The sequence below is a fragment of the Acidovorax sp. LjRoot66 genome (assembly GCF_964253305.1).
Classification (GTDB): Bacteria; Pseudomonadota; Gammaproteobacteria; order Burkholderiales; family Burkholderiaceae_C; genus Acidovorax.
Window position 1 is genome coordinate 4091124 of the sequence record NZ_CAXUQU020000001.1, and the last position, 23875, is coordinate 4114998.

26 protein-coding genes are annotated in these 23875 nt (G+C 67.8%); 14 read left to right on the plus strand and 12 right to left on the minus strand.

Translation table 11 applies throughout. The features are described 5' to 3' along the window. The first annotated feature begins 24 nt into the window (after nucleotides 1-24). Entirely contained in the window at nucleotides 25-528 is a 504-nt protein-coding gene (locus ACSQ3Y_RS19190; RefSeq protein ID WP_436178502.1) for a YcxB family protein, read from the plus strand. A gap of 3 nt (nucleotides 529-531) precedes the next feature. Here the strand turns inward: ACSQ3Y_RS19190 and ACSQ3Y_RS19195 are convergent, their stop codons facing one another. The 4 genes from ACSQ3Y_RS19195 to ACSQ3Y_RS19210 form a co-directional block, all read right to left on the minus strand. Then, on the minus strand, nucleotides 532-2460 hold the full coding sequence (locus tag ACSQ3Y_RS19195; protein ID WP_436178503.1) for a propionate--CoA ligase: 1929 nt from the start codon (nucleotides 2458-2460) through the stop codon (nucleotides 532-534). Between the two features lie 81 nt (nucleotides 2461-2541). Beyond that, entirely contained in the window at nucleotides 2542-2946 is a 405-nt protein-coding gene (locus tag ACSQ3Y_RS19200) for a hypothetical protein (RefSeq protein ID WP_436178504.1), read from the minus strand. Between the two features lie 22 nt (nucleotides 2947-2968). Further along, nucleotides 2969-3574 (minus strand): isochorismatase family protein, encoded by a 606-nt coding sequence (locus ACSQ3Y_RS19205; protein ID WP_179680355.1) that lies wholly within the window; start codon nucleotides 3572-3574, stop codon nucleotides 2969-2971. 64 nt (nucleotides 3575-3638) lie between these two features. Continuing rightward, nucleotides 3639-4805, minus strand: coding sequence for a PQQ-dependent sugar dehydrogenase (locus ACSQ3Y_RS19210; RefSeq protein ID WP_436178505.1), 1167 nt, complete (start codon nucleotides 4803-4805; stop codon nucleotides 3639-3641). Between the two features lie 135 nt (nucleotides 4806-4940). Between ACSQ3Y_RS19210 and ACSQ3Y_RS19215 the strand changes: the two genes are divergently transcribed. Next, entirely contained in the window at nucleotides 4941-5525 is a 585-nt protein-coding gene (locus ACSQ3Y_RS19215; protein WP_179684204.1) for a C40 family peptidase, read from the plus strand. Between the two features lie 52 nt (nucleotides 5526-5577). Here the strand turns inward: ACSQ3Y_RS19215 and ACSQ3Y_RS19220 are convergent, their stop codons facing one another. Next, a complete protein-coding gene (locus ACSQ3Y_RS19220) occupies nucleotides 5578-5964 on the minus strand; it encodes a hypothetical protein (RefSeq protein ID WP_436178506.1) in 387 nt (128 codons plus the stop codon). Nucleotides 5965-6192: 228 nt separating this feature from the next. Here ACSQ3Y_RS19220 and ACSQ3Y_RS19225 point away from each other — a divergent pair, with 228 nt between their 5' ends. Then, on the plus strand, nucleotides 6193-6444 hold the full coding sequence (locus tag ACSQ3Y_RS19225) for a GlsB/YeaQ/YmgE family stress response membrane protein (RefSeq protein ID WP_436178507.1): 252 nt from the start codon (nucleotides 6193-6195) through the stop codon (nucleotides 6442-6444). A 68-nt stretch (nucleotides 6445-6512) separates the two neighbouring features. After that, nucleotides 6513-7010 carry a hypothetical protein gene (locus tag ACSQ3Y_RS19230; protein WP_436178508.1) on the plus strand — a complete coding sequence of 166 codons (498 nt, stop codon included), beginning with the start codon at nucleotides 6513-6515 and terminating at the stop codon, nucleotides 7008-7010. A 23-nt stretch (nucleotides 7011-7033) separates the two neighbouring features. Here the strand turns inward: ACSQ3Y_RS19230 and ACSQ3Y_RS19235 are convergent, their stop codons facing one another. Genes ACSQ3Y_RS19235 through ACSQ3Y_RS19245 form a run of 3 tightly spaced genes read right to left on the minus strand, consistent with a single transcriptional unit; the run spans nucleotide 7034 to nucleotide 10294 of the window. After that, nucleotides 7034-8716 carry a tannase/feruloyl esterase family alpha/beta hydrolase gene (locus tag ACSQ3Y_RS19235; RefSeq protein ID WP_436178509.1) on the minus strand — a complete coding sequence of 561 codons (1683 nt, stop codon included), beginning with the start codon at nucleotides 8714-8716 and terminating at the stop codon, nucleotides 7034-7036. A 45-nt stretch (nucleotides 8717-8761) separates the two neighbouring features. Then, nucleotides 8762-9763 carry a Bug family tripartite tricarboxylate transporter substrate binding protein gene (locus tag ACSQ3Y_RS19240; protein ID WP_436178510.1) on the minus strand — a complete coding sequence of 334 codons (1002 nt, stop codon included), beginning with the start codon at nucleotides 9761-9763 and terminating at the stop codon, nucleotides 8762-8764. 54 nt (nucleotides 9764-9817) lie between these two features. Next, nucleotides 9818-10294 carry a DUF3237 domain-containing protein gene (locus ACSQ3Y_RS19245; protein ID WP_436178511.1) on the minus strand — a complete coding sequence of 159 codons (477 nt, stop codon included), beginning with the start codon at nucleotides 10292-10294 and terminating at the stop codon, nucleotides 9818-9820. 109 nt (nucleotides 10295-10403) lie between these two features. Between ACSQ3Y_RS19245 and ACSQ3Y_RS19250 the strand changes: the two genes are divergently transcribed. Then, nucleotides 10404-11264, plus strand: coding sequence for a helix-turn-helix transcriptional regulator (locus tag ACSQ3Y_RS19250; RefSeq protein WP_436178512.1), 861 nt, complete (start codon nucleotides 10404-10406; stop codon nucleotides 11262-11264). On the opposite strand, the gene ACSQ3Y_RS19255 is transcribed toward ACSQ3Y_RS19250, so the two are convergent. Further along, the gene (locus ACSQ3Y_RS19255; RefSeq protein ID WP_436178513.1) at nucleotides 11261-11701 is read right to left on the minus strand and encodes an Lrp/AsnC family transcriptional regulator; all 441 of its coding nucleotides are present in this window, start codon (nucleotides 11699-11701) and stop codon (nucleotides 11261-11263) included. The genes ACSQ3Y_RS19250 and ACSQ3Y_RS19255 overlap by 4 nt on opposite strands. Before the next feature lie 131 nt (nucleotides 11702-11832). Here ACSQ3Y_RS19255 and ACSQ3Y_RS19260 point away from each other — a divergent pair, with 131 nt between their 5' ends. The 7 genes from ACSQ3Y_RS19260 (at nucleotide 11833) to alkB (ending at nucleotide 19580) form a co-directional block, all read left to right on the plus strand. Then, nucleotides 11833-12738: a DMT family transporter gene (locus tag ACSQ3Y_RS19260; protein ID WP_436178514.1), complete on the plus strand. Its 906-nt coding sequence runs from the start codon at nucleotides 11833-11835 to the stop codon at nucleotides 12736-12738. 84 nt (nucleotides 12739-12822) lie between these two features. Then, nucleotides 12823-13179 carry a nuclear transport factor 2 family protein gene (locus ACSQ3Y_RS19265; protein WP_436178515.1) on the plus strand — a complete coding sequence of 119 codons (357 nt, stop codon included), beginning with the start codon at nucleotides 12823-12825 and terminating at the stop codon, nucleotides 13177-13179. Between the two features lie 12 nt (nucleotides 13180-13191). Then, nucleotides 13192-14067, plus strand: coding sequence for a helix-turn-helix domain-containing protein (locus tag ACSQ3Y_RS19270; RefSeq protein WP_436178516.1), 876 nt, complete (start codon nucleotides 13192-13194; stop codon nucleotides 14065-14067). Nucleotides 14068-14085: 18 nt separating this feature from the next. Beyond that, on the plus strand, nucleotides 14086-16905 hold the full coding sequence (locus ACSQ3Y_RS19275; RefSeq protein ID WP_436178517.1) for a DEAD/DEAH box helicase: 2820 nt from the start codon (nucleotides 14086-14088) through the stop codon (nucleotides 16903-16905). Nucleotides 16906-17053: 148 nt separating this feature from the next. Continuing rightward, nucleotides 17054-18181, plus strand: a complete 1128-nt coding sequence (gene ada / locus ACSQ3Y_RS19280) for a bifunctional DNA-binding transcriptional regulator/O6-methylguanine-DNA methyltransferase Ada (RefSeq protein ID WP_436180140.1) — start codon at nucleotides 17054-17056, stop codon at nucleotides 18179-18181. Beyond that, complete coding sequence (locus tag ACSQ3Y_RS19285; protein ID WP_436178518.1) at nucleotides 18178-18912, plus strand: 2OG-Fe(II) oxygenase; 735 nt, start codon at nucleotides 18178-18180, stop codon at nucleotides 18910-18912. The genes ada and ACSQ3Y_RS19285 overlap by 4 nt, the downstream gene beginning before the upstream one ends. Continuing rightward, complete coding sequence (gene alkB, locus ACSQ3Y_RS19290) at nucleotides 18909-19580, plus strand: DNA oxidative demethylase AlkB (RefSeq protein WP_436178519.1); 672 nt, start codon at nucleotides 18909-18911, stop codon at nucleotides 19578-19580. The genes ACSQ3Y_RS19285 and alkB overlap by 4 nt, the downstream gene beginning before the upstream one ends. A gap of 10 nt (nucleotides 19581-19590) precedes the next feature. Here alkB and ACSQ3Y_RS19295 read toward each other — a convergent pair whose 3' ends face one another. After that, on the minus strand, nucleotides 19591-21375 hold the full coding sequence (locus ACSQ3Y_RS19295; protein ID WP_436178520.1) for a DUF3592 domain-containing protein: 1785 nt from the start codon (nucleotides 21373-21375) through the stop codon (nucleotides 19591-19593). Nucleotides 21376-21468: 93 nt separating this feature from the next. Between ACSQ3Y_RS19295 and ACSQ3Y_RS19300 the strand changes: the two genes are divergently transcribed. Continuing rightward, nucleotides 21469-21960 (plus strand): EVE domain-containing protein, encoded by a 492-nt coding sequence (locus ACSQ3Y_RS19300; RefSeq protein WP_436178521.1) that lies wholly within the window; start codon nucleotides 21469-21471, stop codon nucleotides 21958-21960. A 9-nt stretch (nucleotides 21961-21969) separates the two neighbouring features. On the opposite strand, the gene ACSQ3Y_RS19305 is transcribed toward ACSQ3Y_RS19300, so the two are convergent. Then, nucleotides 21970-22590 carry an NUDIX domain-containing protein gene (locus ACSQ3Y_RS19305; RefSeq protein WP_436178522.1) on the minus strand — a complete coding sequence of 207 codons (621 nt, stop codon included), beginning with the start codon at nucleotides 22588-22590 and terminating at the stop codon, nucleotides 21970-21972. Then, complete coding sequence (locus ACSQ3Y_RS19310; protein WP_436178523.1) at nucleotides 22587-22994, minus strand: DUF4406 domain-containing protein; 408 nt, start codon at nucleotides 22992-22994, stop codon at nucleotides 22587-22589. Before ACSQ3Y_RS19310 ends, ACSQ3Y_RS19305 begins: the two co-directional genes overlap by 4 nt. 69 nt (nucleotides 22995-23063) lie before the next feature. Here ACSQ3Y_RS19310 and ACSQ3Y_RS19315 point away from each other — a divergent pair, with 69 nt between their 5' ends. Further along, nucleotides 23064-23822 (plus strand): DeoR/GlpR family DNA-binding transcription regulator, encoded by a 759-nt coding sequence (locus ACSQ3Y_RS19315; protein ID WP_436178524.1) that lies wholly within the window; start codon nucleotides 23064-23066, stop codon nucleotides 23820-23822. Nucleotides 23823-23875 lie beyond the last annotated feature (53 nt).

Here is a 23875-nt window from a genome sequence, read left to right on the forward strand (position 1 = left end):
CCCATCGCCCATGCCGTACATGCCATGCCCCTGGAAACCACCTTGCACTACTCCCCCGACCTGGTCCGCCATGCAGTCCTCTGTTTCTGGCGTCGGTCCGTGGGCCTGCGCACGCTGTTGGTCATCGGTGCGATGGCGGCGTGGCTGGGAACACTGGTGGTACGGGGCGACCGGTCCTGGCAAATGGGGGCCCTGGGTGCATCGGTGGCCATCTGCGCGCTGGTGGCGGCCATGGTCTATGGGGTGCACTACCGCAATGCCATGACCAAGCTCAGGGACATGGGAGCAACGCCGCGCGCCACACTGCGGGCGGACGGGGACAGCCTCACGCTGCAGGCAGGGGCCAGCATGGCCACCCTCCCCTGGTCCAGCATCCAGGAGATCTGGCAGTTCGAGCGCGTATGGCTGTTGCTTTTTTCGCGGGCCCAGTTCAGCACGCTGCCGGTGGCCGACCTGCCTGCGGACCTGCGCGATCTCATCGAAACCAGCGTGCGCGGCGCGGGCGGCAAGATCAAGCCCGCCCGCTGAGCTTCAACCTGCCTGCCCCACCAGTTCCCGCACCTGCTGCAGCGCAGCCGGGTCTTCCATGGTGGTCAGGTCGCCCGGGTCGCGCCGCTCGGCCACGGCCTGCAGGGCACGGCGCAGCAGCTTTCCGCTGCGCGTCTTGGGCAGCACGGTCACGAAGTGCACGCGCGAAGGCCGGGCCACGGCACCGAGTTGCTGGTCCACGCGCTGCATGACTTCGCCCTCGAGCTTCAGGCGCGCAGCCGGGTCGTCGAGCCCGCTGGCATCGCGCGCCACGGCGAAGGCCATGGCCACCTGGCCCTTGAGCGCATCGGCCACGCCCACCACCGCCACCTCGGCGATGTTGGGGTGCGAAGCGATGCTCTCCTCGATCTCGCGCGTGCCCAGGCGGTGGCCGGCGACATTGATCACGTCGTCGGTGCGGCCCAGGATGAAGTGGTAGCCGTCCGCATCGCGGATGCCCCAGTCGAAGGTGCTGTAGATCAGCTTGCCGGGGATGCTCTTCCAGTAGGTGTTGACGAAACGTTCGTCGTCGCGCCACACCGTCTGCATGCAGCCGGGCGGCAGCGGCCCTTCGATGGCGACCACGCCCTTCTGGTTGGCACCAGTGAGCTCCTCCCCGGTGGATTCGTCGATCAGCTTCACCGCATAGCCGTACATGGCCTTGCCGGGGCTGCCGAAGCGCGTGGTCTGCTGCTCGATGCCATTGGCCAGCGTGAGGATGGGCCAGCCGGTCTCGGTCTGCCAGTAGTTGTCGATGATGGGCACCTGCAGCGCATCGCTGATCCACTGCGCCGTGGGTTCGTCCAGCGGCTCGCCGGCCAGCCACAGGGCCTTGAGGCTCGATACATCGTACTTGCGCAGCCAGCTCGCGTCCTGCTTCTTGAGCACGCGCACGGCCGTGGGGGCCGAGAACATGTGGGTGACCTGGTACTTCTCGACGATGCTCCACCACACCCCGGCATCGGGCCGCGTGGGCAGGCCCTCGTACATGATGGTGGCCATGCCGGCGATCAGCGGCCCGTAGACGATGTAGCTGTGGCCCACCACCCAGCCGATGTCGCTGGTGGCGAAATAGGTGTCGCCGGGCTTGGCGTCGAAGATGTGCCGCATGCTGGCCGCCAGGGCCACCGCATAGCCGCCCGTGTCACGCTGCACGCCCTTGGGCTTGCCGGTGGTGCCGCTGGTGTACAGGGTGTAGCTGGGGTGGGTGGATTCGACCCATTCGCAGGGCACGACGGCGTTCAGGTGCTTCGCGCGCAGTGCCGCCCAGTCGTGGTCGCGGCCGGGGTGCAGCTGCATGGGTGCCAGGCCCCGGTTGACCATGAGCACGGCGGCCGGCTTGTGGCGCGACTGGACGATGGCCTCGTCGAGCAGCGGCTTGTAGGGCACGACCTTGCCGCCGCGCGAACCGGCGTCGGCGCTGACCACGGCCACGGGCTCGGCATCCTCGATGCGCGAAGCCAGCGAGCCCGAGGCGAAGCCGCCGAACACCACCGAATGCAAAGCACCGATGCGCGCACAGGCCAGCATGGCAAACGCCGCCTCGGCGATCATCGGCATGTAGATCAGCACGCGGTCGCCCTTCTTCACGCCCAGCGTACGCAGCACGGCCGCCATGCGCTGCACCTCGGCATGCAGCTCGGCAAAGCTGTAGCTGCGCTCGCTGTCGGTCTCGGTGGAAATGGCGATCAAGGCCGGTTGGTCGGCCCGCGCTGTCAGGTGCCGGTCCACCGCGTTGTGGCACAGGTTGGTGGTGCCGCCCACATACCAGCGCGCAAACGGCGGGTTGCTGTAGTCGCAGATCTGCTGTGGGGGCGTCTGCCAGTCGATGAGTTTCGCCTGCTCGGCCCAGAAGGCATCAGGCTGCTCGAGGGAGTGGCGGTAGAAATCTGCGTAGCGCGTCATGCGGTGTCTCCTGCATCTCGTCTGCACTCCTCGGTTGGGAGCGCATTTCTGAATTCATAATTATTCATGACGGGCTTGCTGGAAGCTGACGCAGGCACCGAACGATGTTCAGGGTGTCTGCCCTTCCAGGCGCTCGCGCACCCGCTTGCTCGGGTCCTGCAGCAGCAGGCGCACAAGCTCGGACCGCAGAGGCTCGGCCAGGTCCTCCACTTCGCAGGCGACCCGAAACCGCACCGTGGCACTGCGGTGGGCCGCCAATTCGGTCCACAGCTGCTGGGTGGCCGGATACACGGCACCCAATTTGCGCAGCCAGCTGCCGGCCGACTCCCAGGTGCCCGACTTGCCCTCGACCAGCGCCGTGCGCAGGCAGGCCAGTACCGCTTCTTCGGAGCCCTGCCCTTCGAGCAGGTCATGAACCGCATCGATCACCGCCACCAGCAGGGCAGCCTTTTCCGGCGACCCGATGAAATGCACCGCATGCTGGACCTCATGGGCGCGGCCGAAGGTGAACACGGTGTGCGCCTGTGCCTGTCTCTTACTTGATCAGCGCCAGCACGTCCTTGAAATCAGGGTGCTCGCAACTGCCCAGCCATTCGAAGGCCACCATCTCGGTGGTCACCAGCTCGGCGCCTGCGCCGGCCAGGCGGTCGAAGGCCGCATCGCGGTTGCGGTCGGTGCGCGAGCCGCAGGCGTCGGTCACCACCCAGACCTCAAACTCGTCCTCGATCAGGTCCAGCGCGGTCTGCAGCAGGCAGACATGGGCCTCGCAGCCTGCTATCACGATGGTGCCGCGCTCCGGCGCCTGCTGGGCGGGCTTTTGCAGGTGCTTGGGCAGGCTGCGCGCATTGCCGCCCTGCTGGGCCTTGGCGGGGGGGCGCAGCCATTCGCCCAGGCCTTCTTCGGCAGCACTGAAATGCATCTTGGCCAGGGTCTTGGCGCACAGCGCGCGCAGCGCCGGGTCATTGGGTCCCAGGCGCGAGGGGTTCTGCTCGGTGCCCCAGACCGGCACCTCCAGCAGCTGCGCGATCTGCGCCAGGCGGCGGGCATTGGCCAGCACGGCGGCGCCTTCGGCAATGGCGGGCATCAGGCGTTCCTGGTAATCCACCAGGACGAGTTGGGATTCGGAGGCGTCGAGCAGCATGGCGTGTACCAAGAATTCAATGGGAATGCCCCATTGTCGCAGCCCCAGACCCCTGGGCGGACCTTCAGGGCGCCGGTGCCAGCCGCAGCAGGCGCCCCTGCGGGCTGTCGGTCAGCAGGTAGAGCCAGCCATCGGGCCCCTGGCGCACATCGCGAATGCGCTCGTTGTTGCCCTGCAGCAGCTTCTCCTCGCGCTGCACTTTGCCGCCCGACACTTCGAGCCGGTGCAGCGTGCCGAACTTGAGCGAGCCCACGAACAGGCTACCGCGCCAGGCGGCGCCATAGCGGTCGCTGGTCAGGAAGGCCATGCCCGAGGGCGCGATGGAAGGCACCCAGTAGTGCAGCGGCTGCTCCATGCCCGCCTTGGCCGTGCCCTCGCCCACCTTGCCACCGCCGTAGTTCTCGCCATAAGTGATCAGCGGCCATCCATAGTTGCGACCGGGCTGGGGCAGGTTGATCTCGTCACCCCCCTGGGGGCCATGCTCGTGCATCCAGAGCTTGCCGTCCGGCGCCAGCGTGGCACCCTGGGCATTGCGGTGGCCGTAGCTCCAGATCTCGGGCAAGGCGCCTGCGCGCTCGCGAAACGGGTTGTCGGCCGGCGCAGCGCCATCGGCCGTGATGCGCACGATCTTGCCGTGGTGGTTGTCGAGCTTTTGCGCATCGTCCTTGCGGTGGTAGCGCTCGCCCAGGGCCAAAAACAGGTTGCCGTCGCCCGCCTGCACGATGCGGCAGCCAAAGTGCAGGTTGCTCGCCACCTTGGGCTTCTGGCTGAAGATGACCTTCACGTCCTGCAGCGAGCGGTTGTCCGGGGCCAGAGTGGCCCGTGCCAGCGCAGTGCTGTTGTCTGAAGTGCCCGCGGCGCCGGGCTCCGAGTAGCAGAAGAAGATGCGGCGGTTTTTCGCAAAGTCGGTGTCTGTCACCACGCCGAGCAGGCCGCCCTGCCCTCCCGCGGCAATGCTTGGCAGGCCCGCCAGCGCCGGGCCGAGCTGGCCATTGGCCTCCACCACCCGCATGCGGCCAGGCCGTTCGGTGACCAGAAACCGGCCTTCGGGCAGAAACGCCACGGCCCACGGGTTCACAAGGCCGGTGGCGACTGACGCCAAGGTGACAGCCTTGGCGGGGGCGGAGGTCGCCTGTGCATGGGCGATCCCCACGCCTGCGGATGCTACGGAAAAAAGAGCAAGAAACCCCACGGCGCGCGCAGGAATGCGGCATCTCGATGTCAGATACATGTCAACCTTGGTGGACCTGGGCTCCATGCAACCCACTGGTATAAGGGAATGGACAAGGCAAGTCCAGCCCACACATGCAGGCATACGTGACTTCCCTCACAAAACGGGCAATTTAGCGTGGTACCCTTCGCCCCCATGTCCAAATGGTTTTGCACCCTCCTCATGGCTTGCGCTTTCAGCGCACAGGCTGCACCATCCACCGGTCAAGCGGATGACATGGAGCGAATACTGATGGACAAGGGGCTCCTGTCCCAGCTCAAGGACATGCAGCACACCGTGGCCGACAAGGCCCACACGGTGGCGGACAAGGCGTCCGATCTGGTGGGCAATGCGATGGGCTTCCTCGGCGTCCGCTACAAGCGTGGCGGCAACAGTGCCGAGACCGGCTTCGATTGCAGCGGTTTCGTCCGCGCCATGTACGAGCAGACGGTGGGCCTTTTGCTTCCCCGCCGCGCAGACCAGCAGGCCGCCACCACCACGGTGATCGACAAAAAGGAACTGCAGCCCGGCGATCTGGTGTTCTTCAACACCATGCGCCGTGCTTTCAGCCATGTGGGTATCTACGTGGGTGATGGCAAATTCATTCACTCTCCTCGCAGTGGATCGGAAATCCGGGTCGAAGACATGCGTGTTTCGTACTGGCAGCGCCGCTTCGATGGGGCGCGCCGCGTCACTCCCGAGGCCAGCGCGGTCGAGACCAGCGCCACTGCCGCGAAGTAAACCGCCTCATCAGCCCCGAAAAAAGCGCGCTTCGGCGCGCTTTTGCTTTGGGTCATGGCTTGACCACATAGGTGGATTCCGTTCCGCGAACGGGGCCACCGGTCACGTTGACAGGCCGTGCATTGGGGTTGCGCAAAAATTCCTTGGCGGCGGCCATGTCCGCCTGGTAGCGGGCCCGGGCCTGCGCCTCGCACGGGCGCCGCTCGGCGCCAGCCAGGGTGCGGCACTCTTCCAGCGCGACCTTCATTCCGCCACCCGCCTCGCGGATGGCCGTGTTGTAGCGCTGCTGGGGCGTCATGTCCGCCACGGCACCACGCTGCAGCGATGCCTCATCGCCCTGGGCATGGGCAGTGGATGGAGAGGCAGAAAGCACCCCGACCACCAGCGCGATGGCAGCCACGAAGGACGTGGGAGAAACGGGAAGGGTCAATGGACGCATGGCGGGCTTCTTTCTGGCGATGCTGGGCATGTCCATGACTTTAGGCACTCCCTGTCCCGGCCGTCATCAGCGCTACGCGCGCCAGCTTGTGCGACAAGTCCTACACGGCTCGCCGGCATTGTGAACAATGTGGCAGCACACGGGCCAAGGCATCTCGTCCGACAGACGGGCATGCGTGGTGCAGCTAAAGTCTGGCCATTCTTTCACCTGCATACAAAGCGACAAACCATGTTCTCACTGATAGGAACGCTGTTGATTGGACTGGTCGTGGGCTTCATCGCGCGCGCCATCAAACCCGGAAACGATTCACTGGGCTGGATCATGACAGCCCTGTTGGGCGTGGCAGGCTCGTTCCTGGCCAGCTATGTGGGCGTGGCCATGGGCTGGTACCAGCAGGGCGACGCCGCCGGCTGGATCGCCTCCATCGTGGGCGCCATCGTTCTGCTGTTCATCTACGGCCTGATCAAGGGCAAAAGCTGAGCGCCCGCCTATTGCCCTGGGCTATGGCGGCCCCAGATCAGAGGTAGCACTTTTTCAGGACCCGACCGATGCCCTCTTCCCGACAAATGGCTGCTGACGATCCTGCCCTGGCTGCTGCCGTGCAGCGCAGCCGGCGCATGCTGCACCGCCGTGCCCTGGTGGCGGCCGCTGCCAGCACCGTGCCCGTGCCGGGACTGGACTGGGCGGTGGATGCCGCCCTGCTCTCGCGCGTACTGCCGCAGATCAGTTCGGAGTTCGGCCTGTCGGCCCAACAACTCGACCAGCTCGACCCTGAAAAGCGCGAGAAGGTACAAAAGGCCGTGGGCCTGGTTGGCTCGGTGCTGATCGGCAAGCTCATCACCCGTGAACTGGTGATACGCGCCACGCAGACCGTGGGGTTGCGCCTGACCACCAAGCAGCTGGCCAAATACGTGCCTCTGGCCGGCCAGGCGGTGTCAGCGGCCATCGGCTACGCCACGCTGCGCTACCTGGGCGAGCAGCACATGCAGGACTGCGTGCGTGTGGCCAAGGAAGCCCAACTGCAACTGCCCGCCCCCAAGAAATAGGCGCGGGCAGTCGCCGACAACCCCTATTGAGCGGAGCAGACGAAACTGCCCGCATCCTCCACGCTGCCTGTCCCCTTGTACTTGGCGAATTGGGGATAGGGGCACAGTGGCCGCGTGCGGCTCGGGTAGTCCGCCTGCGTGGGCAGCGCCCGGGCAGCGATCGTGTCGGGCGCCAAGCCCTTCTCCACCCAGTCCACCATGGTCTGTATCGAGTCGAAGCTGTCCGTGGCCGGCCCGCCCGAGCAGTGGTTCATGCCCGGCACCAGGAAGGTCCGCGCAAAGCCCTGGGTGCTGGCCATGCCGCCGTTGTTGGCCGCCAGCCGCTCGTAGTAATCCACCGTGTCCCTGGCCGAGAAGATGGGGTCGGACATGCCGTGGATCAGCAGCAGCTTTCCGCCGCGCTGGCGGAAGGCCGTGAGCTTGTCGTCGGCGTAGGTGTCATAGATCGCAGAGTAGGCGGTCATGCGCGCCGGGTCGGTGTCGAAGTTGAAGGCCAGCGGGTTGAAATTGAGGTCCGGCGGGGTGAAGAACTCGTTGATCAGCGCGTCCACCATCAGCGTGATATAGCGCGCATCGGGCGTGGCAGTGGTCGAGCTGCCCAGCGTCCAGGCACGCCAGCCGGGGGCCGCCAGGCCCGGATCCCACGGTTGGCCGGCATAGAGCGCCTGGCCTGCCGAGTTGCGCGGGCCGGCGAATACCTTGGTGAGCGCGCCCACCTGGCTGGCCGAGAGGCAGTCTGCCCCCTTGGCGCCGCTGCACTGCAGCACCGCCGGGTTGAACTGGCAGGCCTTGGTGTTGTTCACCATGCCGTCGGCCACCCCATCGGCTGCGTCGCAAGACGATTTGACCGCATTCGCCACCAGGTTCAGGTCGGCGTTGCTGAATGCCTGCGACAGGATGCGGTTGCCCGAAGCGTCCTGCGGGGCTATGGCGTTGAAGGCAATGGTGTTCCACATCGCCGCCACCGTAGCGCCGCTGGATACACGCATGGCCGGCGCGCCGGCCGTGATGGCGTCGAAATAGTCCGGAAAGCGCTGCGAAAACACCATGCCCTGGCGCCCGCCGCCCGAGCAGCCTGAAAAATACGAACGGTCGGGCTTGCGGCCATAGTGCGTGGCGATCAGCGACTTGGCCGACACGGCGGTCTTGTCGTAGGAGTTGTAGGCATGGTCGATGCGCGCTTGCGGGTCGGCCCCAAAGCTGGCCGTGGTGCCGATGTGGCCCCCGTCGGTGGACACGACCGCGAAGCCCTGCCCCAGCGGCGAAGGCGTGCCGCCTGAAATGCTGGAGCTCAGCGAGGTATCGCGCAGGATGCCGTCGTTGCCCCCACCGCCGATGAACAGGAAACGGCCGTTCCAGTTGTCCGGCAGGCTCAGCTGGAAGCCGATGGCGTAGTTCTTGCCATCCACCCCGACGCGCGGATTGATGCTGCCCGTGACCACGCAGTGGCCTGGCAGCAAGGCGCCCGTGGCGGCGCCGCCCGGGCGTTTGCTGTCGGGCGGCACATAGCTGGTCGCCAGCGTGGTGCCTGCCAGCTTGGCACTGGCCACCAGGCCGGTACACGCAGCGGAGTAGGCGCCGTTGGCCGGAGGCCACATGGGCCCGTCATTGCTGCCGCCACAGGCGGCCAGCGCGATGGGCAGCAGCACGGCAGCGGGCAACACAGCGCGGCGAGCGACCAGCGCCCGGGATGGAATGGATGGCATGGGGTTTGTCTCCTGTTGTGTGTTGGTTTCTCTTGACTGCGTTCCTCAATCCGCCTTGAAGCCCGTGGCGGCCACGGCCTTGCCCCAAGTGACCGTGTCGGCGGCGATGATCTTGGTGAACTCCGGTGACCCCGTGCCCGTCACACGAAAGCCGGCCTCTTCCATCTTGGCCTTGCCTTCGGGCGACTGCACTGCCTTGACGATGTCGGCGCTGAGTTTGGCGACGATCTCGGGCGGCGTCTTCGCGGGCGCCACGATGCCGAACCAGGACGAGAACTCCAGGTTGGCGTAGCCCTGCTCCTTGATGGTGGGCACGTCGGGCAGCGCATTGGTGCGCGTGGCACCGGTGCTGCCCAGGGCCACGAGCTTGCCGGCCTTGACGTTGGGAGCGGCCAGGCCCACGCTGGCGAACACGCCCTGCACGTCGCCGCTGAACAGGCCGCCCAGGGCGTCGGCGGTGTTCTTGTAGTGCACGGGTTCAGGCTTCAACTGCACCGCATCACCGAACATGAAGGCGCCGAAATGCCCGGGCGTGCCGGCGCCGAAAGTGGCCAGGAACAGGCCCTTTTGCTGCTTGGTCCACTCCACGAAGTCCTTGACGTTGCGCGCCGGCACTTTCTGCGGGTTGACCAGCAGCACGAAGTCCGAAGTGACCACCTGGCTCACCGCCACGAAATCCTTTTGCGGCGAGTACGGCAGCTTGCTGTAGCTGCTGGGCGCGATGCTCAGCTGGCCGGTTTCGCCCAGCATCAGCGTGTAGCCGTCGGGTGCGGCACGGGCCGCTTCGCTGGCGGCGATCAGGCCGCCGGCACCCGGTTTGTTGTCCACGATGACGCCCATGTTGCCCCAGCCCTCGGAGAGCTTTTGCGCCAACAGGCGCGCCACGATGTCCGGCCCCGTGCCGGCCGGAAAGCCGACGATGATGCGCACCGGCTTGCTCGGGTAGGCGGCGGGCTGCGCCTGGGCGCTGGCCCACGGTGTGGCCAGGCCGGCTGCCACGGCCGCAGCCAGCAATACGCGCCGCACGGGTTTGAAAGAAGTGTTCATGCTTGTCTCCAGTGGTTCTTGTGAGGGAAAGTCGGGGAAGAAAAAACGGGAAGCTCAGGCCAGCTCGAAGAAGCGCATCGCCACCGCATCCGGGTAGCGTGCCCCGGAGCCCACGAACATGCGCTCGGCGATCCAGGCCAGCGCGGGCGAGGCGGTCTCGAAACTCGGGCTGCAGCGGAAATAGATCTGCCCCGGGTCCACCGGCTCGCCACGCACCAGGCGGGCGATCAGCTCGGGCGGGCCCGAGCGCACGGCCCTGTTCTGCACGTAGATGAAATCGCCGCCATCGGTTTCGAGCACGTAGCGCGCATCGAGCTCGGACAGGCGGTCATTGACGATGAGCTGAAAGTCCGCGCCGCCCGGGAGCACGCGGGCCGTCCAGCCATCGCCCGTGGCCGTGCCGCCGGTGATGGGGATCAGCCGGCGCAGGCCATGGGCGGTGTGGCCCACTTCCTGCGGTACGCCCACCTGCACGCGCAGGTCGGCAAAGAATTTCAGGCGGGGTTCGGGCAGGGTGGGCAGGTCGGACATGGGCGGTGTTGGCGGCAAAATTGGTTATGAACCTAGCGTAAATCCGGTTGTGCCCACCGCCTGTCATCCCTGAGGATGACAGCGCTATGACACGGATCTTCCCCACCCCATGAGGCAATGGCTTCCCCCTGAGCCGCCCGCATCGGGCAGGCAACCCGCCAGCGGCCAGGCCCTGGCCGGCATGGTGCAGCGCCTGGGCGAGCCCGGTTTTGCATCCGGCCTGCTCGACGACCTGGCGCCGGTGCTGCCTGCCGCCTCCTGGTCGGTGTACCGCACGGGCCAGCGCTGCAAGCCCACCCTGTTCATGTCGGCCAGCCGGGGCGTGCCCGACACCACGCAGGACTGCTGGTGGGCGTACCTGTCAGGGCCCTACCGCCGTGACCGCACCTGGGGCCGCGCGTTCGAGGACGTGCCTGCGGAGCCGCTCACCCGCCTGTGCCATGTGACGGCCACCGAGGTCGAGGGCGAGCACCGCGCCCGCGTCTACGAAGCGCATGGCGTGGCCGAGCGCGTCTCGGTGGTCGACTATGAGAGCGATGGCTCGGTGTTCGCGGTCAACTTCTACCGCCACCAGCACCAGCCGCCGTTTCGCGATGGACAGATCAGTGGCTTCGAGAGCGTCGCCCCCGTGCTGCTGGCCCTGGCGCGCAAGCACATCGCGCTGGCGCGCCCGCAGGCCATGGTGCCGCTGGTGCAGGAGGAAGACACGGACCATGCCGTGCTACCTGCCCTGATCGCCCTGCCCCTTGGCCTGCCGGCGCTGCGCGAGCGGTTGCTGCGCCTGCAGCACGACCTGACGGACCGAGAACTCGACGTCTGCGCCCGCGTTCTGCAGGGCATGACGCACGAGGGCATCGCGGCCGACCTGGGCCTGGGCGTGCCGACCGTCAAGACCTACCGCAACCGCGCCTTCGCGCGCCTGGGCATCCACTTTCGCAACGAGCTGTTTGCGAAAGTCCTGGGACGCTAGCCCAACGTCCAGGGCGGCGGCCGGCGCCGTATGGTCTGCGCCTTGACGATAGCGGTGCTGGTCTGGGCCTTGTCGGCGATGCGGTCGAGCACGCCGTCGAGCTGCTCGATGGAGCGCACGTAGACCCGCGCCACGAAGCAGTCGTCGCCCGTCACCTTGTCGCACTCGCAGAACTCGGGCGTGTCGCGTATCAGTTGCTCCACCGCCGCCAGTTGCCCCGGCAAGGGCTTGATGCGGACGATGGCCTGCAGCTGGTAGCCCAGGGCGCGCGGCTCGATGTCGAGGGTGAAGGCGCGGATTACCCCACGCTCCTCCAGCCGGCGCAGCCGCTCGGACACGCTGGGTGCCGACAGGCCCACGCGCTCGGCCAGCAGCTTGAGCGAGGTACGCGAGTCCGCGTGCAGCACGGACAGAATGGATTGATCGACCAAGTCCATAGAAAATTACTCCAATTTCGAGCCGTGCCTTCGATTATGAGGACTATCTGAAAAAACGCCTTCATTCAACCATTCACCCGCCAGCGCCATTTTTCTACACTCGGTGCATAGGACTACAAGGGTGAACGGTGATGAACAAGAAAACACAGGGCACGCTCGAGATGAGCGGCGCCATGGCGATTTCGGGCACGATCGGCTGGTTTGTCGTGCAATCGGGGCAGGCCGCGCTCGACGTGGTGTTCTGGCGCTGCGCCTTCGGCGCGGCCACGCTGGCGCTGGTCTGCGCGGCGATGGGCATCCTGCGCGGCGTACTCAGCTGGCGCCAGGCGGCCTGGGCCGCGCTCGGGGGCGTGGCCATCGTCACCAACTGGCTGCTGCTGTTCGGCGCCTACTCGCACGCCTCCATCTCCATCGCCACGGCGGTCTACAACACCCAGCCCTTCATGCTGGTGGCCTTCGGTGCCCTGCTGTTCGACGAGCGCGTCACCTTGCCCAAGCTGGGCTGGCTGGCACTGGCCTTTGGCGGCATGCTGCTCATCGTGCAGGCCCGTCCGGATGCCAGCTTTGCCGGCAGCCACTACGCGCTGGGCATCGCCATGGCGCTGGGCGCGGCCTTCTTCTGGGCCGTGGCCTCGGTGATCGCCAAGCGGCTCACCGGCACGCCGCCGCACCTGATTGCGCTGGTGCAGGTCTGCGTGGGGATTCTCATGCTGGCGCCATTCGCCAATTTCACCGCCCTGCCCCAGGATTCGCGCACCTGGCTGCTGCTGGTCACCGTGGGCGTGGTGCACACCGGGCTGATGTACATCCTGCTCTACGGCGCGGTGCAGAAGCTGCCCACCTACCTGCAGGGCGCGCTGTCCTTCATCTACCCGGTGGTGGCGATTGCGGTAGATTTCATCGCCTTCGGCCACCGGTTGCAGCCCGCGCAGTGGTTCGGAGCAGCCGCCATCCTGCTGGCCGCCGCAGCGATGAACTTGCTGGGTCACCGGCCGCGGGCGACGACCACGGAGCCCGCAACGCAGGGTGTGAAATAGGCAGGTGAGATAAGCACAAAATGTCAAAGCCCGGATGCGGCGATGGGCACCATTGGCAGCTTCTATTCACCCCAAGGAGCACACATGGACCACGCACTGCAAACCACCTGGGAGACCTACGTCGCCTCATGGAAGGCCCCCACACCCGCTGAAAAGCAGGCCCTGTTCGCCGCCAGCCTGGACGAACACTGCACCTACACCGACCCGCTGGGCGTGGCATCGGGCTGGGAAGCGCTGGCGCAAACCATGCAGGGTTTTCACCAGCAGCTGCCCGGTGCCTATTTCGTGACCGAGCGTTTCGCCAGCCACCACAACGTCTGCATGGCCCAGTGGAAGATGCACGACGGCAGCGGCGCAGTGATGGGAGAAGGCGTGAGCTCTGGCCAGTACAACGACCAGGGTAAGCTGGTGGCCATGACCGGCTTCTACGACACCCCCTGAATCTCGTACAGCATGTTCTACCTGCACCGCATCCAGCGCGGAATCGACTTCATCGAAGCGCACCTCGATACCGACATTGAGCTGTCGGAGGTGGCGCGGGCGGCGGGGCTGAGCCAGTGGCACTTCCAGCGCATCTTCAAGGCCCTTACCAACGAGACGCTGAAGACCTATATCCGCTCGCGGCGCTTCGCCAAGGCGCTGGACCAATTGCTGAACACGCGCCTGGGCATCCTGGACATTGCCCTGGCGGCGGGCTACGACACGCAGGAGAGCTTTACCCGCGCCTTCAAGTCCTGCTTTGCGTTGACGCCCAACCAGTACCGCAAGTTCGGCAGGCGCAGTCTTTTCGTCAAGAAGATCCAGTTCGACGAAGACTACCTGCGCCAGCTGGACCGCAACCTGTCGCTCACCCCCGACATCCGCGAGCGCCCGCCCTTGCATCTGGTGGGGCTGGCGACCCATTTCTATGGCGCGGATTCCGACAAGGACAACCTGGGCCAGAAGCTGCCCCCGCTGTGGGCCCGCTTCATGCCCCGGCTGGCAGAAGTCCCCCACCGGGTGCCCGGGGTCTGCTATGGCGTGGTGAGCCAGACCGCGAGCACCTCGGACCTGCTGCTCTACCACGCCGCCATCGAGGTCTCGCACGTCGGCGCATTGCCCGAGGGCATGGTGCATTTTGAAGTGCCGGCCTCCCGCTACGCCACGTTCGAGCACCGGGGCGCGCCGGAGAACGTGAACCACACCGTCAACTACATCTACGCCAACTGGCTGGCGGGGTCCGAACAGCGCCACAGCGGCGGTGCGGACCTGGAAATCTATGGGCCGGGCTACCAGGGCGGATCGGACGCGTCCGTCATGCACTACGCCGTTCCCGTGCTTGGAGACTGAGGGCACAATCACCGCCCAGTGACACGTTCCGGTGACCCCTTTCCCTCCCCCGCAGAACCCATCCCACCGCGCTTCGACCGCCAGGCGGTGATCGCCGCCTGGGTGGCCGCCCTGCGCCGCCAGGCCGGGGCCGATGCGCTCAAGGCCCTGCCCCCGCTCACGGACGCCGAGGCCGCGCGCGTGATGGCGCTGATGCGGGGCGACGAGAGCGATGCCCCAGCGCCTGAGGCCATGCGCCCTGCCCCTCCGCCCGGCATTGCCGCCGGCCACTTCCAGCCGCGCATCACGCTCATGACCCTGGGCCGGGGCGATGGGCTGCTGGGCCTCAAACCCCAGGGCAAGATGGGCCCGCGCGGCGACAGCGTGACGCTGGCGCAGATCGACTGGACCTACCGCCTCGAAGACATGCCCCAGGCCACCATTGCATGGCAGGCGCCGGCCCCCACCTCCATTCTCAACTCGCGCCCGGCGCCGCTGCAGGACCTGTACGACACCGGCGGCCCGGTAGTGCGCATGCAGCGCGACCTGGCGGGTGAGGCCGACGCCATGGACCTGGTCTGGGAGCTGGGCCTGCAGCCCCTGGACGCACGCACCCTGCAGTGGCGCAACCGCGATGCGGCGGCCAACCTGGGTCCGCTGTGGACGCTGGCGCAGGAGGCCTTCTTCGGCGACTTCTGGGCCGAGCAGGTGCCGCGCCTCTCGGCCAAGGGCTGGAGCGTGGTGGTGCGGCCCGGCTTTGCGCACGAGAGCGTGCCCGTGCAGCGCTGGAAGCTCCTCATCACCCCCGACACCGGCGAGGTGCTGGGCAAGGAGGTGGCCGGCCCCGTGGGCCCGCGCGAGCGCCCGGTGCAAAAGCTGCAGTTGCCCGCACGCGAAGGCGCCTGGCTGCTGAGCCTGGGCATCGAGATCGACGGCGAGACGCTGGACCTGGCCCCCATGCTGGCCGACCTGCTCAAGCGCGACGCGCGCTGGCTCATCGCGCGGCGCATGGCCCGCATCGACGACCTGGAGATCGTCTCGCTGCGTGCCCCCGGCGGGCGCCGCATCGACGCGCCCGCCGGCCCGCTCAAGGCCATCGTGGGCGCCATGGTCGACCTGCTCACCGACCCAGAGCGCGCCCAGCGCAAGGAGGGCGACCCGCTGCGCCTGGGCGTCTGGGAATTGCGCCGGCTCGAAGCCCTGCGCGCCGGCCTGGTCCAGGTGCATCGGGTGGATGGCGCCAATGACTGGCAGCTGCAGGGCGATATCGGCCTGTCCCAATTGGCCAAGCGCCTGAAGGCCATCGGCACGCCCGAGCCGGTCGCCGCACCCAAGGGCTTGCAGGTGCAGTTGCGCCCCTACCAGCTCGAAGGCCTGGCCTGGTTGCAGTACCTGCGAGCGCAGGGCCTGGGCGGCATCCTGGCCGACGACATGGGCCTCGGGAAGACCGCGCAGGCGCTGGCCCACATACTGGTGGAAAAGGAGGCCGGCCGCCTCACCCGCCCGGCCCTGGTGGTGCTGCCCACCTCGCTGCTGTTCAACTGGCAGGCCGAGGCAGCGCGCATGGCGCCCGGCCTGCGCCTGCTGGCCCTGCACGGGCCAGAGCGGGGCAAGCTGTTCACTGAAATCGCCGAGTACGACCTGGTGCTCACCACCTACCCCTTGCTCTGGCGCGACGTGGAGGCGCTGGTGGCACAAGCCTTTCACCTCCTGATTCTGGACGAAGCGCAGATGGTCAAGAACGCCGGCAGCCGCAGCGCGCGCGCCCTGCGCCGCCTGCAGGCTCCGCACCTGCTGTGCCTGACCGGTACACCGCTCGAAAACCACCTGGGCGAGCTGTGGGCGCAGTTCGACTTCCTCATGCCGGGTTTCCTGGGCGACGTGCGCAGCTTCAACGCGCGCTGGCGCAAGCCCATCGAGGAGAACGGCGAGACCCTGCGCGCGCAGTTGCTCTCGCAGCGCGTGCGCCCCTTCATCCTGCGCCGGCGCAAGCAGGACGTGGCCACCGAGCTGCCCCCACGCACCGAGGTGATCCAGCGCGTGCAGTTGCAGGGCAAGCAGCGCGAGCTGTACGAGGCCGTGCGCGCCACCGCCGACAAGCAGGTGCGCCGCGTGCTGGAGCGCGAGAGCTTCGACGGCGCGCAGATCACCATCCTCGACGCCCTGCTCAAGCTGCGCCAGGTGTGCTGCGACCCACGCCTGGTCAAAGGCAGCAAGACAGCAGCCAGCATGGAACGGGCCAAGCTCGAACTGCTGGCCGACATGCTGCCCGCCCTGGTGGCCGAGGGCCGGCGCGTGCTGGTGTTCTCGCAGTTCACCGAAATGCTCAACCTGGTGGCCGGGCAGCTGCAAGCGCTGGAGCTGCCGTTCCTGTCCCTCACGGGCGAGACCCCGCCACGCCAGCGCGGCGCCGTGGTGCGGCAGTTCCAGGCGCAGGACGAGACCAGCCCGCCCATCCTGCTGGTCAGCCTCAAGGCGGGCGGCGTGGGCCTGAACCTCACCGCCGCCGACACCGTGGTCCACATGGACCCGTGGTGGAACCCCGCCGTGGAGGAGCAGGCCACGGCCCGCGCCCACCGCATCGGGCAGGACCAGCCGGTCTTCGTCTACAAGCTGGTGGTGGAAGGCAGCATCGAAGAGCGCATGCTGGAGCTGCAGGCCCGCAAGGCCGCCCTGGCCCAGGGCGTGCTGGGACACGATGCCGAGGGCGCCGTGAAGTTCAGCGAGGCCGACCTGCACGCCCTGCTGGCACCGCTGTCGGAGCCGCAGAACAACCCGCTGGCGATACCGGGCGAGGATGCGAGGCGCTGGGGCGGCACGGGCCTGCGCAGGGCGCGGCCCTTTGTGCCTGATCCCTGACCCCACAGCCCCCCTGCCATGCGGCATGGGTGCAGAATTCAAAAGCAAGCTTCGGGGTGCGTGGATCGCAGGCTGTTTCTACAGTCAGGCCATCTCCATTCACTTTGCGAGGCCACCCATGCATTCCACCGCCACCGCTGACAGCACCATGCCGACCACCCGCCCCGCCAAGGCCACCAAGGCCGCCCAGGCCGCAGCCACCCAGGCCGACCCACGCTGGGCAGCGGTGCGCACGCGCGATGCCAAGGCCGACGGCAGCTTCTACTATTCGGTGCAGACCACCGGCGTCTACTGCCGCCCGAGTTGCGCCGCACGGCCGGCGCTGCCCGAGAACGTGCGCTTTCATGACAGCACCGCCGATGCCGAGCACGCCGGCTTTCGCCCCTGCAAGCGCTGCAAGCCAACCCAGGCGTCGCCCGTGGCGCACCATGCGGCCCTGGTCACCGAGGCCTGCCGCATCATCGAGGCGGCCGAAACCCCGCCGAAGCTGGACGACCTGGCCGGACACGTGGGCATGAGCGCCCACCACTTCCACCGCATCTTCAAGCAGGCCACGGGCCTCACGCCCAAGGCGTACGCCGCCGCCCAGCGCGCCCGGCGCGTGCGCAGCGAACTGGTGGCACCGGTCGCAAGCGTCACCGATGCCATCTTCAACGCGGGCTACAACACCGCCAGCCGCTTCTACGAAGAAGCCGATGGCGTGCTGGGCATGACGCCCACGCGCTACCAGGCGGGCGGCAATCAGGTCACCATCCGCTTTGCGATTGCGCAGTGTTCGCTGGGCGCCATCCTGGTGGCGCAGAGCGCGCGCGGCGTGTGCGCCATCCTGCTGGGCGACGATGCCCAGCTGCTGGCGCAGGACCTGCAGGACCGCTTCCCCCAGGCCCACCTGGTGGGCGACGACCGCAGCTTCGACACGCTGGTGGCGCAGGTGGTGGCCTTTGTCGAGGCCCCCGGCCTCGGCCTCGCCCTGCCACTCGATGTGCAGGGCACGGCCTTCCAGCAGCGTGTATGGCAGGCGCTGCAGGCCATTCCCGCCGGCGCAACGGCCAGCTATACAGACATTGCCCAGCGCATCGGTAGCCCTACCGCCGCACGCGCCGTGGCCCAGGCCTGCGCCGCCAATGCCCTGGCCGTGGCCATCCCCTGCCACCGGGTGGTGCGCAACGATGGCGCCCTGTCGGGCTACCGCTGGGGCGTGGAACGCAAGCAGGCCCTGCTGGAGCGTGAGCAGCGGCAGGCCACGCATGGCCAAACAGAGGGCCAGCCCGCATGAACGCCCGGCTTCCCGAACAGACGACCGACTGGGCTGCCCGCGCCAGCGCCATCGACTGGCCTGTTGTGACGGACACCCTGAACACCGAGGGCGCGGCCATCCTGCCCGCTCTGCTCAGCCCATACGAGTGCCAAGCCCTGGCCAGCCTGTATGCCACAGAAGGCATCTTCCGCAGCCGCGTGGTGATGGCCCGCCACGGCTTCGGCAAGGGCGAGTACCAGTACTTCGCCTACCCGCTGCCGCCGCTGGTGGCCGGGCTGCGCGAGGCGCTGTACCCGCACCTGTGCCCTACGGCCAACCACTGGAATGCGGTGATGGACATCGCCACCCGCTACCCGGCCACGCATGCCGAGTTCATCGACCGCTGCCACGCGGCCGGCCAGGTGCGCCCGACGCCCTTGCTGCTGCAGTACGAGGCGGGCGACTACAACTGCCTGCACCAGGACCTGTATGGTGAGCATGTATTTCCGCTGCAGGTGGCGATACTGCTGTCGGAGCCGGGCCGCGACTTCACGGGCGGCGAATTCGTGCTTACCGAGCAGCGCCCGCGCATGCAGTCGCGTGCCGAGGTCGTGCCCCTGCGCCAGGGCGATGCCGTGGTGTTCGCGGTACACCACCGCCCGGTCAACGGCACCCGCGGCCCCTACCGCGTGAACATGCGCCACGGCGTGAGCCGCCTGCGGTCAGGGATGCGGCACACGGCGGGCATCATCTTTCACGACGCGACATGACCCTGAACCTGTTCAGCGACGATGAAGAGGCCTTGCTGCTGGGGCAACAGGCAGGCACGCGCGAACCGCTGGCGCCCGGGGCTGCGCTGTTGCGCGGCTTTGCACTCGGCCTGGCACCGGCCCTGCTGCAGGCCGTGGAGGCGATCACCGCCCACGCCCCATTCCGCCACCTCGAAACGCCCGGCGGCCAGCGCATGTCGGTGGCCATGACCAACAGCGGCCCGCTGGGCTGGATCTCCGACCGCAGCGGCTACCGCTATGGCCGGGCCGACCCGCTGACCGGCCGCGCCTGGCCACCCCTGCCCACCGTGTTCGCCACCCTGGCGCGCGAGGCAGCCGATACCGCAGGCTTTGCCGGTTTTGAGCCCGACGCCTGCCTCATCAACCGCTACGCCCCCGGCACGCGCCTGTCGCTGCACCAGGACAAGGATGAGCGCAGCCACGACCACCCTATCGTCTCGGTGTCACTGGGCATCCCTGCCGTGTTCCTGTTCGGTGGCGATGCGCGGGCCGACAAGCCGCAGCGCATTCCCCTGGTCCATGGCGACGTGGTGGTCTGGGGTGGCCCGGCGCGCCTGCGCTACCACGGCGTGATGCCGCTGGCCGAGGCCGTGCACCCATTGACGGGGGCCTTTCGGATCAACCTGACCTTCCGCAGGGCGGGGTGAGGCTCGCCCCTCAATCCAGCGTCGATCCCTTCGTGTAGCCCGTCTGGCGGCACAGCGAGGACAGCAGTTGCTGCGCCGCCGCCCTGCCGCGCAGGCTGTCGGCTACGGTGATGCCCTTGCCGCTGGCCAGCACCGCCTGCAGGCGGTAGTAGGTCTCCTTGTTGCCGCCCGTGGTGGTGGAATAGCTTTCCTGGATCTCCAGGCGCGCCACCTCGCTCGCCGAAGCCGCGCTCTTGAAGCTTGCAAGGCCGAGCAGCCGCCGCTCGGTCCGCAGGCCGTGGCGGTCCATCTGCACCGTCAGGCTGTTGCCCATGCCGTAGATGGCGCCCAGCACCACCAACCAGCCCAGGCCGCCAAACAGCACGCCGAACAATAACTGTGCATCGCTGCTCCACAGCAGGACGCCCGCGCCCGCGAAGATGGCACCAAACACGAGCAGCGCAAGCATCTGCTTGTAGCGCCGCCCATAGGGGAAGTACAGCCGCACACCGCCGGCCACCTGCTCCACATCGGAGACGTCCTCCTCGTCCGTCTTGGCCACCTCGCCCAGTTGCGGGTGCTGCGCCGCATCGTGCTGCAGCCAGACAGATTTCTGGTTCGTGAGGTACACCGGCACGTCGAAGCTGCACCCGAACCCCGGTGCCAGGTTGTCGCCCGAGGTGCCCGGCACGCTCTTGACCTCGAACTCCCAGCGGTGGTACTCGCTGCCAGGGTCTTCCGATGCGGGCAGGTGCGCCGGCAGGTCGAAACGCCAGGCCAGGCGCACGCCCTCGCCCTGCGCCTCCACCTGCGGCAGGCCGCGCACCTGCCACAGCGTGCGGCTGTCGTAGCTGGTCTTGCCGCCAGAGCGGGAGCGGGTGTGCTGCACGCACTGCAGGGTGGCCAGAAAGCGCAGCCCCGAACTGTAGGCCACAGGCAGCGCCAGGATGGCACCGAAGTGCCCACCGATGGAGCCCGGGAACGGGTCGAGTTCCAGCCGTACATCGCCATAGCGGCGTGCATGCAGAGCGCTGCGCAGTGCCCAGACCAGCAGGGCCAGCCCAGCCAATGGAAACAGCAGCAAGGCGCCCGCCAGCAGAGGGTCGCCGCGCTCCAGCGTGCGCGGCACCACCATGGCGGCCATGGGGAGCGCCACCCCGTTCCACACCAGGGCCAGGACCCACAACACCCACCGCCCGATGCGCCGGCGCGCCCGGATGCGGTTGTCCTTCCACTCGGGGCGGGACTCCCAGGGGCGTGCCTCCCAGGTCCGCTCTGCCACCCGTTCCTCGCTGGACAGCACGGACCGCATGCGCCATGCGAACAGCATGATGCCCAGGCCCGCCCCGCCAAACACCAGCGCAAACACCAGCTTGAAGGCCAGCATTCCAGGCCGCAGGCTCCTGTCCAGCACCGCTTCGGCAGGGTTGTCGGGGTTCACCCAGGCCTGCACCGGTGTGCCGCTGCGCTGCGCCTCTTCCAGCCGGGCGCCCAGTTCCTTCTGGAACTCGCCCACGTTGTCGCTGCCCGAGCCGATGGCCACGCGCCGCCCGGTGTACTCCTGCCCCGCCACGCGGTACTGGTACTCGGCTTTCACGCTGTAGGTGGTGGACTTGCTGCTGCGGCTGGCCACCGTCTCGGCCGAGGCCAGCGTGGCCTGCACCGGCTGCCAGCCCTGCATGGTCGACCAGTCGACCAGCGTGGGCAGCACGCTCAGCAGCAACAGGCCCAGGCCCGCGGCCGCAAAGGGCAGCCCGAACAGCGCCAGCACCCAGGTGCCGGGGCCTTTGCTCTTGCGCTTGGATGGTTCAGCCATTGCTTGTTTCGCCACGGCCCATCTGGACCGCAGCGCCTTTCCCCTCACGGACGTTGTTTGCGTCGGCCCCCGACTCTTTGCCAGAATGGTGCCATGACATCCCCCTCCAGCGCCACCCCCCGCCACTGGCTCATGAAATCCGAGCCCGAGGAATGCTCCATCGACGACGCCCTGGCCGCCCCCAAAGCCACCGTGCCCTGGACCGGCGTGCGCAACTACCAGGCACGCAACTTCATGCGCGATGGCATGCAGGTGGGCGATGGCGTGCTGTTCTACCACTCGAGCTGCGCCGAGCCAGGCATTATCGGTATCGCCCGCGTGGCGTCCGGTACGCGGGCCGACCCCACGCAGTTCGACCCCGCATCGCCCTACCACGATCCCAAGTCGCCGGCCGACGCCCCGCGCTGGCTGCTGCTCGACGTGCAGGCCGTGCGCAAGACGCGCCTGCTCGGCCTGCCCGAGCTGCGCCAGCACCCCGAGCTGGCCGACCTGCGCGTGCTGCAAAAAGGCAGCCGCCTGTCCATCACGCCCGTGGATGAATCCCACTGGAACCGGATCGTCGCGCTGCTGGACGGCAAAGGCTGACACCGGGCATCAGACGGTGCTTTGCGCAAGCACCAGCGCCACATGCTGCAGCAGCATGATGGTCTTGCCGTCCTGGATGCGCCCCGAGGCGATGGCGGCCAGGGCTTCGGCCAGGGGCATCTCGATGACTTCGATGTCCTCGCCCTCTTCCATCAGGCCGCCGCCCGCGCGCACGCGGTCGCCGGGCTCGTACTCGGCCACGAAGAAGTGCAGCTTCTCGGTCACCGAGCCCGGGCTCATGTACGCCTCGAACAGCTTGCGCGGTGTGCGGATGCGGTAGCCGGTCTCCTCTTCGGCCTCGCGGCGGATGCAGGCCTCAGGCTCGTCGCCATCGAGCAGGCCGGCACAGGCCTCTATCAGTTGGCCGTCGGGCGAGCCATTCAGAAAGGCCGGCAGGCGGAATTGCCGGGTCAATACCACCGTGCTGCGGCGCGGGTCCCACAGCAGCAAGGCCGCGCCGTTGCCCCGGTCATAGGCCTCGCGGCTCAGCCGCTGCCATTGGCCGTCGCGGCGGCGCAGCTCGACGCTGATCTTGCGCAGGGTGTACCAGCTGTCCGACAGCAGCTGGGCATCCACCAATCGGACATTGTCCGTATCGCCCGGCAGTGGCATGGGCTGGGGCCGCTTCATGCCGCCACCCCCTCTGCAGCCTGGTGCACCGGCAGTTCGTCGATATGGTGGTAGACCGGCAAACCCAGGGCCTGCGCCCGTGCCACGTCTATATCGGCACCGCGCGATGCGCCCGGCAGGCGCAGCACCGCATCGCAGCGCGTCAGCAAGCGCTCGGCCACTGGGTACTGGTAGGCATGGAACACCGCATCGCCCTGCTCACGGCCGCCGGCCGCGTGGATGATGGGCAGCGCCAGCCATTCCCCCAGCATCGGCAGGTGGCCGCGCTGGTAGATGGGCAGCGCCGCGGCCTCCAGCCGCGCACGGTTGGCGGCGATGCGGACGGGGTCGCCATCAGTGCCCGAGAGGTAGGGGCCGGCGATGAGCACAAGCAGGGGGCGGTCAGCCGCCATGGGATCGGGCATGGGTTTCTCCAAAAACGCATTCGTGCAGTATCATGCATTTTCATTGAACTTCATGCAATCACACTGACCATGCTCACCACGCAACGCAAGCAACTAATCCTCCAGCGCCTTGCGCACGATGGCCAGGTCTTGGCCAAAGCGCTCAGCGAGGAATGGGGTATTTCAGAGGACACGGTGCGCCGCGATCTACGCGAACTGGCCGCAGAGGGCAAGCTGCAGCGTGTGCACGGCGGGGCCCTGCCCGCCTCGGCCGCGGTGGGCGACCTGCGCGTGCGCAAGGAGCTGGCGCCCGATGAAAAACGCCTGCTCGGCCGTGCCGGGGCGGCCATGGTGCGCCCTGGGCAGGTGGTCATCCTGGACGGCGGCACCACCTCGCTGCAGGTGGTGCAGCATCTGCCCCGCGACCTGCACGCCACGGTGGTGACCCACAGCCCGGCGGTGGCCTCCGCCCTGGCCGGGCACGCGCACATCGAGGTGCTGAGCCTGGGCGGGCGCCTGTACCGGCACTCGATGGTGAACGTGGGCGCCAGCGTGGTGGAGGCCGCCGAGCGGCTGCGCGCAGACCTGTTCCTGATGGGGGTCACGGGCGTGCACGCCGAGGCAGGGTTGACCACCGGCGACTTCGAGGAAGCCACCGTCAAGCGCGCCTTGCACCGCCGCGCGGCGGAAACCGTGGTGCTGGCTTCCCTGGACAAGCTTGGTGCCGCCTCGCCCTTCACCGTGGCTCCGCTCAAGGAGCTGGCCGCGCTCGTGGTGCCCGCCACCGCACCCACGCGCCTCCAGAGCGAACTGCGCGCCACGGGCGTGAACGTGCTCCGGGCAGACTGAGCACCCTTTTAAAAAAGCAAAACCCCGGGGCATCACTGCATCCGGGGCTTCAC

What these genes read in the sequence shown, in the direction of transcription:
- ACSQ3Y_RS19305 (WP_436178522.1), bottom strand. Translation starts at nt 22,590, where the DNA reads ATGAAGCGGCCCCAGCCCATGCCACTGCCGGGCGATACGGACAATGTC.
- ACSQ3Y_RS19265 (WP_436178515.1), top strand. Translation starts at nt 12,823, where the DNA reads ATGGACCACGCACTGCAAACCACCTGGGAGACCTACGTCGCCTCATGG.
- ACSQ3Y_RS19205 (WP_179680355.1), bottom strand. Translation starts at nt 3,574, where the DNA reads ATGCTGCTCGACGCCTCCGAATCCCAACTCGTCCTGGTGGATTACCAG.
- ACSQ3Y_RS19230 (WP_436178508.1), top strand. Translation starts at nt 6,513, where the DNA reads ATGCCCTCTTCCCGACAAATGGCTGCTGACGATCCTGCCCTGGCTGCT.
- ada (WP_436180140.1), top strand. Translation starts at nt 17,054, where the DNA reads ATGCCGACCACCCGCCCCGCCAAGGCCACCAAGGCCGCCCAGGCCGCA.
- ACSQ3Y_RS19210 (WP_436178505.1), bottom strand. Translation starts at nt 4,805, where the DNA reads ATGTATCTGACATCGAGATGCCGCATTCCTGCGCGCGCCGTGGGGTTT.
- ACSQ3Y_RS19250 (WP_436178512.1), top strand. Translation starts at nt 10,404, where the DNA reads ATGAGGCAATGGCTTCCCCCTGAGCCGCCCGCATCGGGCAGGCAACCC.
- ACSQ3Y_RS19220 (WP_436178506.1), bottom strand. Translation starts at nt 5,964, where the DNA reads ATGCGTCCATTGACCCTTCCCGTTTCTCCCACGTCCTTCGTGGCTGCC.
- ACSQ3Y_RS19300 (WP_436178521.1), top strand. Translation starts at nt 21,469, where the DNA reads ATGACATCCCCCTCCAGCGCCACCCCCCGCCACTGGCTCATGAAATCC.
- ACSQ3Y_RS19190 (WP_436178502.1), top strand. Translation starts at nt 25, where the DNA reads ATGCCCCTGGAAACCACCTTGCACTACTCCCCCGACCTGGTCCGCCAT.
- ACSQ3Y_RS19295 (WP_436178520.1), bottom strand. Translation starts at nt 21,375, where the DNA reads ATGGCTGAACCATCCAAGCGCAAGAGCAAAGGCCCCGGCACCTGGGTG.
- ACSQ3Y_RS19255 (WP_436178513.1), bottom strand. Translation starts at nt 11,701, where the DNA reads ATGGACTTGGTCGATCAATCCATTCTGTCCGTGCTGCACGCGGACTCG.
- ACSQ3Y_RS19270 (WP_436178516.1), top strand. Translation starts at nt 13,192, where the DNA reads ATGTTCTACCTGCACCGCATCCAGCGCGGAATCGACTTCATCGAAGCG.
- ACSQ3Y_RS19245 (WP_436178511.1), bottom strand. Translation starts at nt 10,294, where the DNA reads ATGTCCGACCTGCCCACCCTGCCCGAACCCCGCCTGAAATTCTTTGCC.
- ACSQ3Y_RS19215 (WP_179684204.1), top strand. Translation starts at nt 4,941, where the DNA reads ATGTCCAAATGGTTTTGCACCCTCCTCATGGCTTGCGCTTTCAGCGCA.
- ACSQ3Y_RS19310 (WP_436178523.1), bottom strand. Translation starts at nt 22,994, where the DNA reads ATGCCCGATCCCATGGCGGCTGACCGCCCCCTGCTTGTGCTCATCGCC.
- ACSQ3Y_RS19315 (WP_436178524.1), top strand. Translation starts at nt 23,064, where the DNA reads ATGCTCACCACGCAACGCAAGCAACTAATCCTCCAGCGCCTTGCGCAC.
- alkB (WP_436178519.1), top strand. Translation starts at nt 18,909, where the DNA reads ATGACCCTGAACCTGTTCAGCGACGATGAAGAGGCCTTGCTGCTGGGG.
- ACSQ3Y_RS19225 (WP_436178507.1), top strand. Translation starts at nt 6,193, where the DNA reads ATGTTCTCACTGATAGGAACGCTGTTGATTGGACTGGTCGTGGGCTTC.
- ACSQ3Y_RS19235 (WP_436178509.1), bottom strand. Translation starts at nt 8,716, where the DNA reads ATGCCATCCATTCCATCCCGGGCGCTGGTCGCTCGCCGCGCTGTGTTG.
- ACSQ3Y_RS19260 (WP_436178514.1), top strand. Translation starts at nt 11,833, where the DNA reads ATGAACAAGAAAACACAGGGCACGCTCGAGATGAGCGGCGCCATGGCG.
- ACSQ3Y_RS19285 (WP_436178518.1), top strand. Translation starts at nt 18,178, where the DNA reads ATGAACGCCCGGCTTCCCGAACAGACGACCGACTGGGCTGCCCGCGCC.
- ACSQ3Y_RS19240 (WP_436178510.1), bottom strand. Translation starts at nt 9,763, where the DNA reads ATGAACACTTCTTTCAAACCCGTGCGGCGCGTATTGCTGGCTGCGGCC.